The sequence below is a fragment of the Serratia sp. CoH_134_PS_4 genome, from assembly GCF_058190535.1.
Map to the genome: position 1 here is coordinate 61,783 of NZ_JBXWKI010000015.1, position 13,696 is coordinate 75,478.

The window sequence follows — 13,696 nt, forward strand, 5'->3', positions numbered from 1 at the left end:
ACCCAAAATGGCCCCCATTAAACACGGCGTTTAGCTGCCCCGGTAGGTTGAGTAGGAATACGGGCTGATGAGCAGCGGCAAATGGTAATGCTGGGCATCATCATTGATGACAAAATCGATAATTGCCGTCGCGTACAGCGTCGCACGCCGATCGGCAGCAAAGTAAGCGCCAAGATCGGCAGACAGGCGGTAATGTCCGGTGGCCAGGCTGTCAGCGGTCAGATCGCGCGCGCGGCCATCGGTATCCGTATGGCCTTCGGCCAATGTCTGCCACTGCCCGTCTTGCTCGAACTCCAGCCACAACCGTACACCTGCAGCAGGTTTACCGAGTGACGTATCCAAAATATGGGTGCTTATTTTACTCATCGCTCAGTAACTCCTTAAAACGCAGCATCACGATCTCACGCAGCTGTTCGGCGGTTTCCTGCCGTTCCTGCTCCGCACTGTTTTTCAATCGTCTTTCCAGCTCACGCAGGATGGCGAACCCATCTCGACCGGCGGCACGGATTAAAAATACCTGCCCAAATTGCGCCTCATAACGCTGGTTACCTGCCTGCAGCGCTTGGGCAAGCTCAGTATCCTGTGCGTTGACCGCCGCTTGCTCACGCGCTGAAAACTGGGCGTCCTGCTCCATGCCTTTCGCACGCTCACCGATACGCGGATGCTGCGCCAAGGCCAGGCTGACCTCTTCAGACCGCCAGTTCTGTGCCGCCTGCCAGGCGACAGCCAGCGCGGCATCACTGCTGCTGAATGGCCGCGCTGCGATCACCGCGGCTATCCAGGCGGCAATGTTTACGCAGGGCCGCAGCCGCCGCTCGGCTTCCGCCACGGATAATTGGTTAAACTGTTGCAGGTTCATCAGGAAACTCCCAACTGGCTACCGTTTGGCAGTAAGCCTGTATGGCCAACGCCACATCTGCCTGACTTACGGCTTCAGCCGGATGGTGGCTGATGCCACGATCGCAACGAACAAACAGCATACCCACTGGCCAACAGGCCGCTAACGCAATCGCGTCGTGCCCGGCACCGCTCGGCAACGCGATGCTGCGCCCTTGCGCCGCGACCACGCTCTGTTGCCAGCGACGTTGCAAATTTGCATCACACTCTGTTGCATTTATGCGGTAAAACTCCTCACTGGAAAAACGCAGTCCCCGACGTGCGCAAATCGCGTTTGCCTGCGCCAATAGTTGCGTCAGCAGCACCGCCAGCGGGCCGTCTTCCGGGCCACGCACGTCGAGCGACAATGTGACCTCTCCGGGGATCACATTGACCGCTCCCGGCAGGCTTTCTATCTGCCCCACGGTCGCCACCAAGTGCCCATCGCTGGCGCAGGTTATCGCCTCAACCGCCACCATCCACTCCGCCGCTGCCGCCAGGGCGTCTTTACGTTGCCCCATCGGCACGGTACCGGCATGGCCTGCCTCGCCGGTGAAGGTGCAGTTTAGACGCCGAGCACCGTTAATCGCCGTTACCACACCCAGCGCCAGATCGGCGGCTTCCAGGCATGGCCCCTGCTCAATGTGCACTTCCAAATACCCGCAGATATCACTTTGCGCGCGCCGCGCCTCACCGACCGCCGCGGGATCAAGACCAAAATCACGCAGTGCCTGCGCCACGCTGATACCCTCGTCGTCAGTCCTTTCCAGCCAGTCTGCCGGCCACTGGCCGGTAATGCCCCGGCTACCCAACAGGGCGATACTAAAGCGCGTGCCTTCTTCATCGGCAAAGCCAATCACTTCAACGGCGATCGGTAAACGCCGTTGCTGCTGATGCAAATGCGCCACCACTTCCAGCGCAGTCAATACGCCGAGCATGCCGTCATAACGCCCAGCGTTGCGCACCGTATCCAAATGCGACCCGAGCAACAGCGCGGGAGCGCCCGGCGTTTGGCCTTCATAACGGCCACAAATATTGCCAACGCTGTCTTGCCAGACCGTCATGCCGAGAGTCCGCATCCAGTCGCCTACCAACAGGTTGGCGCGTCGATGCTCCGGCGATAAATAAACCCGCGTCAATTCGCCTGGCGTCGCACTGATCGCTGCCAGTTCGTCACAACGGGCCATCACCCGCGCCGCCGCCAGCTCCGCCGCTTGGGCGGTTAACAACGCCGTCATCAACGGCTCCCGTCGTCGTAGGTGTTCCAGGCCGCCTGCAGCGCTTCCCCCTGTTTACTGGCGAAGCCCAGCCGATTCAGCACGGCTTCCAGCGCGGTGAGCGTCTGCAACACACAGTCTTTACGTGCGTTGTAACCCATGGTACCGATGCGCCAGATCTTGCCTTGCAGCGGGCCAAAGGACGTACCGATCTCGATGGCAAAATCATTCAGCATCATCTGACGTACCTGCTCGCCCTGCACCTGTGGCGGGATCACCACGCCAAGCACGTTATTCATCCGGTTATCGAGATCGCCGAAGACCTCAAGCCCCATACCCTGAATGCCGGCCAACATTGCGGCACCGTGCAGCTTGTGGCGGGCAATGGTGTTATCCAGCCCCTCTTCCAGGATCACCCGGGCGCACTCACGCGCGGCGAACAGCATACTGGTGGCTTCGGTGTGGTGGTTCAGGCGCTCTGGCCCCCAGTAATCCATGATCATGCCGAGATCGAAATAGTTGGAGTAGATCATCTCGTCGTCGCCATCGGCATGGTCTGCGGTGCGAATGCCCTGTTCCACACATTTACGGCGGCGAACTATCTCTTCAAATTGCGGGCTGAGGGTGATGGGCGAACTGCCGGACGGGCCACCCAGGCATTTCTGCAACCCGGCGGAGACTGCATCTAGCCCCCATGCATCTGTTTCCAGCGGGTTACCGGCAAACGAAGCGGTCGCATCGGTATAAAACAGCACACCGTGGCGGCGGCAAATATCCCCCAACGCCTCCAGTGGCTGTAACATGGTGGTGGAGGTATCGCCCTGCACCGTTAACAGCAGGCGCGGGCGCACCTTCTTGATGGCATCTTCAATCTGGTCCGCACTGAACACCTCGCCCCAGGGAACCTCAATGGTGTGCACTTCAGCACGACAACGGCGGGCAATCTCACACAGCAGATGACCGAAACGGCCAAATACCGGTACCAGCACCTTGTCCCCTGGGCGGATTGAGGAAACCAGCATCGCTTCAATACCCGAACGGGAAGTACCGTCCACCAACAGGGTCCAGCGGTTTTCGGTGCGGAACAACGCGCGATACAGTTCCATGACCTGATTCATGTAGCCCGTCATCGCGGGATCGTACTGGCCAATCAATTGACTCGACATGGCACGCAACACACGCGGATCGGCGTTGATCGGCCCCGGCCCCATCAGCAGGCGGGCGGGGGGGTTAATCTGATCGAATTTTGCGATATCTAACATGTTCATTCCTTGCCAACTTAATATACCCTTCATCTTTCAAGTTGCAGATGCGTTGGCTTTCCTCGCTCGCCTTGGTCACGTACTACTTGTACGCTCCCAAGGACTCACTGCGTTGCCGCCTTCCTGCATCTTGAAATCTATTGGGTAGAGATTTACGTTTATCCGTTCTCGGACAAACCGCGGACCGACGCGATAAACTGTTTTAATTCCTGCGTTTGCGGGTTGGCAAACAGCGTGCGGCTGTCGCCTTGCTCCCACACTTTGCCCTGGTGCATAAACACCACCCGGTCACCGACCTCACGGGCAAAATTCATTTCATGGGTCACCAGGATCAGCGTCATGCCCTCTTTGGCCAGCTGTTCCAACACTTTCAGCACTTCGCTCACCAGCTCGGGATCCAACGCGGAGGTAATTTCGTCACACAGCAACACCTTCGGGTTCATCGCCAAAGCGCGGGCAATCGCCACACGCTGCTGCTGCCCGCCGGAAAGGTTCGCCGGTGAATAATGCATACGTTCGCTCAGCCCAACCTTGTTCAACATCTCTTCCGCCAGCTCGCGGCATTCAGCCGGGCTTTTTTTCAGCACCCGCCGAGGTGCAAGCATCACGTTCTCTAGCGCGGTCATGTGCGGGAATAAATTGAAGTTTTGGAACACCATGCCTACGGATTTACTGATTTCTCGCGCCTGTGAATCGCGATCGGTGATGGTCATGCCACCCAGTTTAATGCTGCCTTCCTGATAACCTTCCAGCCCATTGATGCAACGTAACAGCGTGCTTTTACCGGAACCGCTGCGACCGATGATTGAAATCACCTGCCCCATATCAATATCCAGATCCACGCCCTTCAGCACATGGTTCTGACCGTAATACTTTTGAACCTGATTAATTGTGATGAGCGGCATGGAATTTCTTCTCCAAATAATGGCTGTAGCGCGACAACGGGTAGCACATCAGGAAATACCCCAGTGCGACCAGACCGAAAACTTTAAAAGGTTGATACGTGACGTTATTCAGCATGGTGCCGGCCTTGGTCAGTTCGACAAAACCAATGATCGACGCCAGTGCAGTGCCTTTAATGACCTGAACGGAAAAACCGACGGTCGGTGCGATGGCAATGCGTACTGCCTGTGGCACCACCACCCGCGTCAGTGTCTGACCAAAACTCAGCCCAAGGCAGCGTGATGCCTCCCACTGGCCCTTCGGTAATGCAGCAATGCTGCCGGACCAGATATCCACCAGGAATGCGCTGGTGAATAACGTCAATGCCAACGCGGCGGCTGTCCAGGGGCTAACATCAATGCCGAACAGTGCCAGGCCAAAGAATGCCAGGAACAGCTGCATCAGCAGCGGCGTCCCCTGAAACAATTCGGTATAGCCGCGAACAAAACGCAGTGCCCCCTTACGCTTGCTCAGGCGTAGCAGTAACAGCGGCAAGGTCACCAAAGTACCGCCAATAAATGCCGTTAGTGATAACAACAGCGTCCAGCGCGCCGCCAACAGCAAATTGCGCACAATGTCCCAATCGGTAAATGTCAGCATCAGCCTTGGCTCCCTAAAAAACGGCGTCCGGCGGCCAGCAAGAGTTGGCGCATCAATATGGATAACAGCAGGTAAAACAGCGCCGTCACCAGATACACCTCAAAGCTGAGGAAGGTGCGCGACTGGATCAGGTTGGCAGCAAACGTCAGCTCCTCAAAAGACACCTGTGACACCACCGATGAACCCAGCATGACAATGATGCACTGGCTGACCAGCGCCGGATAAATCCGTTGAAGCGACGGCGGTAGCACGATGCGTAAAAACGTCTGGCTTCGACTGAAACCGAGCACTCGCCCCGCCTCCCACTGGCCTTTCGGCGTGACCTGAATACCTGCACGGATGATTTCGGTGCTGTACGCGCCCAGATTAACCACCATCGCCAGCAATGCCGCCTGCCCGGCGGTCAGCTTCCATCCCAGACTTGGCAGGCCAAATACAATAAAGAACAGCTGCACCACAAACGGCGTATTACGCACAATCTCAACGTAAACACCCCAAACATGGCTGAGCAGGTTAGCCTTGCCGCTGCGGAGCGCCGCGCCAAAAATACCCAGTGTGACCCCCAGCACCGTAGCCATGGCCGTCAGTTCAATGGTGGTCAGCAGACCCGCCAGCAACTCAGGCAGGTAAGGCCACAGAGCAGGAAAGTTAAGCTGATAGGTCATCAGGTGCCCCCGTTATGCGCCAAAGTTGGCAGGCAACGGCGCTTTCAGCCATTTTTCCGACAGGCCATTCAGGGTGTTGTCTTTCAACGCCTGTTCAATCAGTTCATCCACTTTTGCTTTCAGGGCCGGCTCCCCCAAGCGCAGGCCTACGTAGCACGGGGAATCTTTAAGCATGAATTTGGCTACTGGCGCTTTGGTCGGGTTCTGCCGCGCAATCGCACTCACCACCAAATTCCCGGTGGCGATGTATTGCACTTGCCCGGAAAGATAGGCCGACAGCGTGGTGTTGTTATCCTCATATCGCTTAATCTGCGCGCCCTTGGGCGCAGTGTCGCTCAGCACCATGTCTTCCACCGCTCCGCGCGTGACGCCAATGGTTTTACCGTCCAGTTGTGCAGCGTCGCCCAACGCAGTGTCTTTAGGGCCAAACACCCCAAGGAAGAAGGGTGCATAGGTGCGGCTGAAAGCGATGGCCTTTTCACGCTCTGCATTTTTCCCCAAACTGGAGATCACCAGATCGACCTTGTTGGTCTGCAGATAGGGCACGCGGTTGGCGCTGGTCACGGGCACCAGCTGCAACTTAAGTTTCATCTTATTGGCCAGATACTGCGCCATATCGATGTCATAACCCTGAGGCTGCAGATCGGTACCCACCGAGCCAAACGGCGGAAAATCCTGAGGTACTGCGACCCGCAACACGCCGCGCTGCTGGATTTCTTGCAGTTGATCCGCCATCGCCGTTGCGGCCTGCGCCATCAACAACACCGCACCTAACGCCGCTACCCCGATTTTCTTGAAGTTCATAGATTATCCCCGATGGTGAAATGATGAAACAAAAGATTCTTTGATTATCACTTTGCAACTAATGTGCCAATTCACGGTATTGGGAATGTTTGGTATGACTGCCCGTCAGTGAGGGCATCAGGAGGGGGATTAGCCTGCCATGGACAGGGCAAGGCTCATCCATCAAACGGGAAAATAACGCACCATCAAAGTGCGAAAGCACCAAAATAGCGCTGAGATCAGCGCTGCTCCAGCTCGTCCAAATCGCTATACAGATCTGCGATCTGGTGAATGCGTTGACGCCCTTGCGCCAGCGTCTCATGCAGCAAGGCGTTGCTCAGCAGATTCGCCAGGCTCATGGCTGCGGAATAACTGTCGAAAGCAGAAACGCTATCAAGTGGCGTCGCCAGATGCCAGCTCGCCAACGGGATCAACGCCTGTGCTTGAGGCTCGCACACCAGCAGCGTCGGTACCTGTTGCCCCTGCAGCTGCGTCAGCAATGCCCGCAGCTGCCGCGGCCTGCGGCGGAAAGCCACCATCACGGCCACATCCCGTTTATCCAAATCAACCAGCTCTTCTGCCAGCGTCTGGCCAGGTTGCGGCACCAGCAGGACCTGCTCACGGACTTGCATCAGCTGCTGGCGCAGGTGCATCGCGACCGGGTAGCTGTTGCGAAACCCCATCAGTACTACTCGCCGCGCCTGCACCAAAGCGGCGATCACCGCCGTGAACTGATGGGTATCCATGTGGTTCACCCAGTGGGTGAGATTAGCCATTTCCTGTTTGTAGTGCCGCGCCAACAAGGTGTTGCCCTGTACCGCATCACGATTATCCGTCAAGGGCATACCGCTTTGGCGCAAGGTGCGCAATTCGTCGCGCATAGTACGGTAGCTCGGGTAGCCCAGGCGTTTGAACAGGCGGCTGACCGTGGCTTTGGACACGCCGCTCAGGCGCGCCAGCTCAGCGCTGTTGTAGCTGATCAGGTCATCAAAGTGATCGAAAATAAAGTCAGCCACCCGCTGTTCCTGCGGCGTGAGCTGCGGATATTCACCGCGCAAGCGTTCGTCTATCTGCTTCATTGCTGCTCCTGCTGTCCCCCATAATTATCAACGTGCAGCCCGGTGGCAACCGAGCAACCCCCAGAAGCTCAGTCAGTTAAGTGACTGGGGGTGGGCGCAGAAGTCAACGCCGCGGTAATGTGAAATAGGACGGGGGTTGTAACCTTTGTTTCAGCGGAACATAGCACGCTCAAGCTACCTGCTGGCAAGCGATTATTGCCCTTCACGAAAACATGGAACGTCTCTTGCTTGTGTTTAAGGCAGATGCTGACTTCAAACAAGGGCCAAGAAATGATTAACAGCAACACTGCGCCATTGGGCATGGCCGTCACGCCGCATCACCTCGCCAGCGAAAGTGCACTGGCGGTATTGCGTGAAGGCGGAAACGCAATTGAAGCGATGGTCGCCGCTGCCGCCACTATCGCCGTGGTCTACCCACATATGAACGGTTTGGGGGGTGACGGCTTCTGGTTGATCGTCCCGCCACAGGGCGATCCGGTGGCGATCGATGCCAGCGGTGCAGCCGGCTCTTTGGCGACGCTGGATTTTTACGCCGGCGAAAGCCACATTCCGCATAGAGGCCCCAAAGCGGCACTGACTGTCGCGGGGACCCTTGGCGGCTGGCAGGAAGCGTTGGATTATTCGGTCGAACTGGGCGGCGAACAATTACCGCTCCCACGCCTGCTGGCCGATGCCATTCGCTATGCCGCAGATGGCATTCCGGTCACCGCCTCGCAAGAGGCTGCCACGCGGAGCAAATATCACGAACTGGCGGATTTTGAGCACTTTGCCCGCACCTTCCTGCCGCACGGCGAAATACCTCACGCCGGGCAACGTTTTTGCCAGCCGCAGCTGGCGGACACGCTGATTACGCTGGCCGAAGAGGGTTTGGACAGTTTCTATCGCGGCCCACTGGCACAGAGTATGGCGGCGGATATGGCTAAGCTCGGCATGCCACTCACCGCGCAGGATCTGGCAGATTATCGACCACACCGTCGTACCCCCTTGCGGCTGGAGCATCAGAAAGGCGAGATCTTTAACCTGACGCCGCCGACTCAGGGTCTCGTGTCGTTAGCGATCCTCGGGCTAACCGACCGGCTACCGCTTGCCAGCCGCAGCGAAGGGGCCGTCGTGCATGGAATTGTTGAAGCCACCAAGCTGGCATTCGGCCTGCGCGATCAATTCATCACAGATCCGCGGCATATGACGCAAGATCCACAAGCATTGCTGACAAATGAGCATCTGGATGCGCTGGCCCAACGCATCGATCCCCAGCAGGCCGCTCTCTGGGGGAAAGGTAAAGGCCCCGGCGATACCGTCTGGATGGGCGTGATGGACAGCAGCGGTCTGGCGGTGTCCTTTATCCAAAGCATTTACCACGAATTCGGCAGTGGCGTGGTGCTGCCGCAAAGTGGTGTGCTGTGGCAAAACCGCGGGGCCTCTTTCAGTCTGGATGCGGCCCACCTGTTGGCACTGGCCCCCGGCAAACAACCCTTCCACACCTTAAACCCGGCGGCTGCACGTTTGTATGACGGGCGCACCCTGGTGTACGGCTCCATGGGCGGCGACGGTCAACCGCAGACTCAGGCGGCCGTATTTGTCCGCTATGTAGTGCAGGGTTTACCGCTGCAACAGGCGATCAGTGCGCCACGCTGGCTACTCGGCCGCACCTGGGGCGAAAGCTCCGACTCGTTGAAGCTTGAAGGACGCTTCTCTGAGGAAACCCTGACCTATTTACGCCAACGCGGACACGATGTGGAACTGCTGCCTGATTTTAGCGAAGCCGTCGGCCACGCCGGGGCCATTGTTCGCCATACTAACGGCATGCTTGAAGGCGCTTTTGATCCACGCAGCAACGGCAGCGCCGCTGGCTTCTAACCGCTCTATCTAGAAGAGGACACAATGAACAACTCACTCCCCACAGACTGGGCAGCCTATATCCGCCAGATGGAAGCCGTATTGGCCCTGGAGCTGGATGACGTGCGTCGCCAGGAACTGTTGACCCAGTACAACCGCATCGCGGCGATGGCCGAACCGCTGATGGCTTTGCCGCTCGATCAGCGTCTGGAAATTGCCGGGGTATATCGAGCATGAATCCGTTAAGCGAACTGTCGATCGCCGAGATCCGCGCCGCTCTGAATCAGGGTGCGATTTCTGCCCGTGAGATCGCCCAGCACACGCTGGAACGTCTTGATGATCTCAATCCTTCGTTGAACGCCTACACCCACATCACCCGCGAACGAATGCTGAGCGAAGCCGATCATATTGATCGCATTCGTGCCAAGGGCCAGGTACTGCCGACTTTGGCAGCCATTCCCTATGCGGTGAAAAACCTGTTCGATGTCACAGGAGAAACCACCTTAGCGGGTGCCAGCCTGTTCAGCGATAACCCGCCCGCAAAACAGGATGCCTGGGTGGTGAGTAAACTGGCAGCACAAGGTGCGCTGCTCTCCGGCATGCTGAATATGGACGCCTATGCCTACGGCTTCACCACCGAAAATAGCCACTACGGCGCGACGCGCAACCCACACGACACCACACGCATTGCCGGCGGCTCCTCCGGCGGTTCAGCGGCGGCAGTCGCAGCCGGGTTAGTGACATTTTCGCTCGGCAGCGATACCAACGGTTCAATACGTGTGCCCGCCTCGTTGTGCGGTATCTTTGGCCTGAAACCCACTTTCGGTCGCCTGTCGCGGAGTGGCAGCCAACCCTTTATCGCCAGTCTGGATCATGTTGGCCCCTTTGCACGCCGGGTCCGCGATCTGGCAACGGTGTATGACGTCATGCAAGGCACCGACATCGACGATCGCTTCCAGGCGGATAAACCGATCACCCAAACCGAGTCTTTGCTGTCGCGTGGACAACAAGGGCTACGTTGCGCAGTGCTGGCAGGGTATTTCCAGCATTGGTGCGATGACGACGCAAAAGCGGCGGTTCAGCAGGTCGCTCAGGCACTTGAAGCCATCGCCGACGTCGAATTGCCACAGGCTGAACTGGCACGTTCTGCCGCGTTTATACTCACCGCAGCCGAGGGCGGTAATCACTACCTGCCACTGCTGCGTAGCCAACCTGAACGCTTTGAGCCATTGTCGCGTGAGCGCTTGTTGGCCGGCGCTATGCTGCCTGCCGCTTGGTATGTGCAGGCACAACGCTTCCGCTCCCATTTCCAGCAGCAGGTATTGCCCTTGTTTGAACACTGGGACATTTTGATTGCCCCAGCAACCCCGTGCAGCGCCACGCTCATTGGCCAGGAAACCATGCGCATCAACGGAACCGATCTGCCCATTCGTGCCAATATGGGGATGCTGACACAACCTATTTCCTTCCTTGGCTTGCCGGTGGTGACAGTACCGCTGAAAACGGCCTCTGGCCTGCCAATTGGTCTGCAGTTGATCGCCCCGCCGTGGCGGGAGGATCTGGCACTGCGCGCCGCCTACGCGCTGGAACAACGCGGCGTGGCGGCCTGTGTTTTACCGGGCAAACAGGATTAACAGATGAAGAGTGACCATATTGATCGCCCAGCGGTATTGGCAGAGGTGAACGCCGCCTTTTATCGCTATGAGCAGGCGTTGATTAGCAATGATATTGACGTATTGGATGAGCTGTTCTGGCACGATGGGCGCACCGTCCGTTATGGCGCGACAGAGAATTTGTACGGTATCGATCAGATCCGTGATTTCCGTCTGCAGCGGCCATCAAAAGGGCTGGACCGCGTGTTGGAAAACACCGTCATCACCACCTACGGTGACGATATGGCGGTAGCCAGCACCGAATTCCGCCGTCCAGGCAGCGAACGCATCGGCCGCCAAATGCAAACCTGGGCCAAACTGCCCTGCGGCTGGCGTATTGTGGCAGCGCACGTGAGTTTGATGGCCAGTTAAATCACATCGCACAAAAATTGGATGATAATTAAGCCCAGCGATCTGGGCTTTTCCTATTCGTGGCTATATACCACAACCCCAGCCCCCCCACATTTTCTATGCGTTAGCTACCGCGTATAGCACATCTACCAGCTTTACTGCGTCTACATCTTCCCAGCGCCAATAAGATGCTAATTGATGATGTTCTTGGCTGTCAGGTTCGCCCAAAACGCCACGAACTATCGTCTGATGATCTAAGGATGCCGTAACGCGCACACTGTGTGCCATTTGCATAAAGCAGGTTAGTCCTTTTAGATCATCACGCCTGATGTTTTTCTTATGTTGGTGTACGTTCTGTGTTGTAACGGTAATGTGCATTGCTTTTGTTCTCTGATCGTTAGGTTGATGCTTTTCACGAAAATAGCCAATGAATGACAATCAGTAAACAACGATTTTAACTTTAGCCGGAGCTATAAAGCCAATCGTCACAACACTTGCCTTGGCGAACACTCGCACATTTAACATAAGATTAATATAAGAATAATAATAAGTAAACTCTTGTGAAAATTGATAAAAAATCTTATATTTTTCGCAAGGCGATGTTCTTCAAGGACGGGAAAGGTAAGGCGCATGGAGATAGTTTGGTCACGCCGCGCTGAGAAGCAGTTGGATAGCATAGATGCGCGGTATAGGCGAAAAATCTTTGAGAAAGTCGACCAGTTGACAGGGTTTCCCACCGTTAACCTCGATATCAAAAAGATGAAAGATGGCGATAACGAATACAGGATGCGCGTGGGTGATTACCGAGTGTTGTTTGAAGTTATCGATGGGGTGCCAACGGTCATCAAAATACTGATGGTCAAGCGCCGGGCAACAAAAACCTACAGCTGAGCAAGTCAGGGGGAAACTCCCCCTCTAACCTTTGAATTAATAAGTATGAAGTATGATTTCTTAAGTTAGATTTATGAACTATCCCTGAAGTCGAGGATCACAATATGTCCGTTCAATTTCTCAAAGATAGCAACGACAACGTTGCTTACGCCGTCATACCGATCGATGACTATAGGCGTCTTATAGCAGCGGCCGGGAATGAGGATGATGATGCGTTTGAAGATGTCCCATACTCAGTAGATAGCAATGACGATGACGTAATTCCACATGCTGTCGTGAGTATCAAGGTCAAAGAAGGCGTGAGCCTGCTGGCTGCATGGCGTATCTATCGCAACTTATCCCAAGCGGATGTTGCCGCAAAGCTGAGTGTAACCCAGGCTTCCGTGTCTCAATTGGAAAGCTCTAAGCGCCCGCAGGCCGCCACACTCGCCAAGCTGGCGGAAATCTACAACTGCACGCCTGCTCAGCTCCGATAAGACTTGTCTAACACCTTCCTGAGTGAGGGTGTTTTTTATGGCGGTATGGATATTGAATTTAGGGAATGGCCGATCGGCTTCGGCGGCAGCGGCTATATCGCGTTGTATCATTTTGATGGTCGCACCGCAGTTCTGCTGACGGTGCGTCACCAAAGTGAAGCCGGTTATTGATGGATTAACTCAACACCAATACGCCATAAAGTTAACGGTGGATCGATCCAAATCGCGCTCACCAATCAGGTAACGGCGTAAAGCCTTCACCGCTGAAGACTCCGCCGCGACCCAGGCATAGAAGCTTTTCGCGCCTTCTGCACGTTCCCACAACAAATCGCCTCCCAGGCTATTTTCCGCCAGCGACTGCGCTTGTTCACGTGCCGACTCAGGAATATTCACCCGCTGGCGCACCGACTCCACCAGCAGCGTACCCTGCACCTGCTGATGCCCGACGTCACGCGGCAACCAGTACACCTCGGCAAAGGGGAAACGGTCCATGTTCAGGCAGTCGCCCGCCACCGGTACCTCGAAGAACGCCTGCACTCGCGGCGGATTGGCCCGTTGCGCCAACTGTTCCAGAATGCCCATCGCCGCCGGCACAGCCGTTTCGTCGGCAATCAGCAGAGCCTGTTGTAACGCACTCGGCGGTGACCATTCGTAGCCACCGCTGTCACCGTCAAAATCAGCATTGGGTGCCACCGTCTGAAGAGTATCTCCCGGTTTGGCCTGCGTCGCCCAGGCAGAGGCTGGCCCATTCACACCATGCAGCACAAATTCGACGTCCATTTGATTTTGTTCGACGCGTAAGGCACGCAGCGTATAGGTGCGCATCACCGGGCGCTGCGCTTTCGGTATCGCCATATAGTCCCGATACCAGTCGTCGCTGTTTTCCAGACGCAAGATCTGCCCCTCCTCCGCCGGGAATAACAGTTTGATGCGCTGATCCGGCGCTTCCAGCTTCATGCGATGGACGTCCGGTCCCTCGAAAACGCAGCGCAGCAAGGAAGGCGATACGTTCTCTTTTACTTTCAGTGTGATATCAAAAATTCTATAGCTTGATACGCCGGACATG

17 protein-coding genes are annotated in these 13,696 nt (G+C 56.4%); 7 read left to right on the forward strand and 10 right to left on the reverse strand.

The window, feature by feature from the left end:
• Nucleotides 1-30 precede the first annotated feature (30 nt).
• The 9 genes from uraH to AC2FCQ_RS20360 form a co-directional block, all read right to left on the reverse strand.
• On the reverse strand, nucleotides 31-366 hold the full coding sequence (gene uraH, locus AC2FCQ_RS20320) for a hydroxyisourate hydrolase (RefSeq protein ID WP_209636794.1): 336 nt from the start codon (nucleotides 364-366) through the stop codon (nucleotides 31-33).
• Nucleotides 359-859, reverse strand: a complete 501-nt coding sequence (uraD, locus tag AC2FCQ_RS20325) for a 2-oxo-4-hydroxy-4-carboxy-5-ureidoimidazoline decarboxylase (protein ID WP_490308935.1) — start codon at nucleotides 857-859, stop codon at nucleotides 359-361. The genes uraH and uraD overlap by 8 nt, the downstream gene beginning before the upstream one ends.
• The gene (gene hpxK / locus AC2FCQ_RS20330) at nucleotides 840-2,114 is read right to left on the reverse strand and encodes an allantoate amidohydrolase (protein WP_404760229.1); all 1,275 of its coding nucleotides are present in this window, start codon (nucleotides 2,112-2,114) and stop codon (nucleotides 840-842) included. Before hpxK ends, uraD begins: the two co-directional genes overlap by 20 nt.
• Nucleotides 2,114-3,355, reverse strand: a complete 1,242-nt coding sequence (locus tag AC2FCQ_RS20335) for a pyridoxal-phosphate-dependent aminotransferase family protein (protein WP_265554791.1) — start codon at nucleotides 3,353-3,355, stop codon at nucleotides 2,114-2,116. Before AC2FCQ_RS20335 ends, hpxK begins: the two co-directional genes overlap by 1 nt.
• Nucleotides 3,356-3,513: 158 nt before the next feature.
• A complete protein-coding gene (locus tag AC2FCQ_RS20340) occupies nucleotides 3,514-4,260 on the reverse strand; it encodes an amino acid ABC transporter ATP-binding protein (protein ID WP_490308934.1) in 747 nt (248 codons plus the stop codon).
• A complete protein-coding gene (locus tag AC2FCQ_RS20345; RefSeq protein ID WP_490308933.1) occupies nucleotides 4,241-4,897 on the reverse strand; it encodes an amino acid ABC transporter permease in 657 nt (218 codons plus the stop codon). The genes AC2FCQ_RS20340 and AC2FCQ_RS20345 overlap by 20 nt, the downstream gene beginning before the upstream one ends.
• Nucleotides 4,897-5,562 carry an amino acid ABC transporter permease gene (locus AC2FCQ_RS20350; protein WP_404760231.1) on the reverse strand — a complete coding sequence of 222 codons (666 nt, stop codon included), beginning with the start codon at nucleotides 5,560-5,562 and terminating at the stop codon, nucleotides 4,897-4,899. The genes AC2FCQ_RS20345 and AC2FCQ_RS20350 overlap by 1 nt, the downstream gene beginning before the upstream one ends.
• Nucleotides 5,563-5,574: 12 nt before the next feature.
• On the reverse strand, nucleotides 5,575-6,366 hold the full coding sequence (locus AC2FCQ_RS20355; RefSeq protein ID WP_404760232.1) for a transporter substrate-binding domain-containing protein: 792 nt from the start codon (nucleotides 6,364-6,366) through the stop codon (nucleotides 5,575-5,577).
• A gap of 218 nt (nucleotides 6,367-6,584) precedes the next feature.
• Nucleotides 6,585-7,424 (reverse strand): MurR/RpiR family transcriptional regulator, encoded by an 840-nt coding sequence (locus AC2FCQ_RS20360; RefSeq protein WP_404760233.1) that lies wholly within the window; start codon nucleotides 7,422-7,424, stop codon nucleotides 6,585-6,587.
• Nucleotides 7,425-7,694: 270 nt separating this feature from the next.
• Here AC2FCQ_RS20360 and AC2FCQ_RS20365 point away from each other — a divergent pair, with 270 nt between their 5' ends.
• The 7 genes from AC2FCQ_RS20365 (at nucleotide 7,695) to AC2FCQ_RS20395 (ending at nucleotide 12,801) form a co-directional block, all read left to right on the forward strand.
• Nucleotides 7,695-9,281, forward strand: a complete 1,587-nt coding sequence (locus tag AC2FCQ_RS20365; RefSeq protein ID WP_490308932.1) for a gamma-glutamyltransferase family protein — start codon at nucleotides 7,695-7,697, stop codon at nucleotides 9,279-9,281.
• 24 nt (nucleotides 9,282-9,305) lie between these two features.
• On the forward strand, nucleotides 9,306-9,497 hold the full coding sequence (gene hpxX, locus AC2FCQ_RS20370; protein ID WP_209636814.1) for an oxalurate catabolism protein HpxX: 192 nt from the start codon (nucleotides 9,306-9,308) through the stop codon (nucleotides 9,495-9,497).
• Nucleotides 9,494-10,894 carry an AtzE family amidohydrolase gene (locus AC2FCQ_RS20375; protein ID WP_209636816.1) on the forward strand — a complete coding sequence of 467 codons (1,401 nt, stop codon included), beginning with the start codon at nucleotides 9,494-9,496 and terminating at the stop codon, nucleotides 10,892-10,894. Before hpxX ends, AC2FCQ_RS20375 begins: the two co-directional genes overlap by 4 nt.
• A 3-nt stretch (nucleotides 10,895-10,897) precedes the next feature.
• Entirely contained in the window at nucleotides 10,898-11,284 is a 387-nt protein-coding gene (gene hpxZ, locus AC2FCQ_RS20380) for an oxalurate catabolism protein HpxZ (RefSeq protein ID WP_490308931.1), read from the forward strand.
• A gap of 609 nt (nucleotides 11,285-11,893) precedes the next feature.
• The gene (locus AC2FCQ_RS20385; RefSeq protein WP_490308930.1) at nucleotides 11,894-12,154 is read left to right on the forward strand and encodes a type II toxin-antitoxin system RelE family toxin; all 261 of its coding nucleotides are present in this window, start codon (nucleotides 11,894-11,896) and stop codon (nucleotides 12,152-12,154) included.
• Nucleotides 12,155-12,258: 104 nt separating this feature from the next.
• Complete coding sequence (locus tag AC2FCQ_RS20390) at nucleotides 12,259-12,630, forward strand: helix-turn-helix domain-containing protein (protein ID WP_490308929.1); 372 nt, start codon at nucleotides 12,259-12,261, stop codon at nucleotides 12,628-12,630.
• A 3-nt stretch (nucleotides 12,631-12,633) separates the two neighbouring features.
• Nucleotides 12,634-12,801, forward strand: a complete 168-nt coding sequence (locus AC2FCQ_RS20395; RefSeq protein ID WP_404760238.1) for a hypothetical protein — start codon at nucleotides 12,634-12,636, stop codon at nucleotides 12,799-12,801.
• A gap of 9 nt (nucleotides 12,802-12,810) precedes the next feature.
• On the opposite strand, the gene AC2FCQ_RS20400 is transcribed toward AC2FCQ_RS20395, so the two are convergent.
• Nucleotides 12,811-13,695, reverse strand: a complete 885-nt coding sequence (locus AC2FCQ_RS20400) for a siderophore-interacting protein (protein ID WP_265554811.1) — start codon at nucleotides 13,693-13,695, stop codon at nucleotides 12,811-12,813.
• Nucleotide 13,696 lies beyond the last annotated feature (1 nt).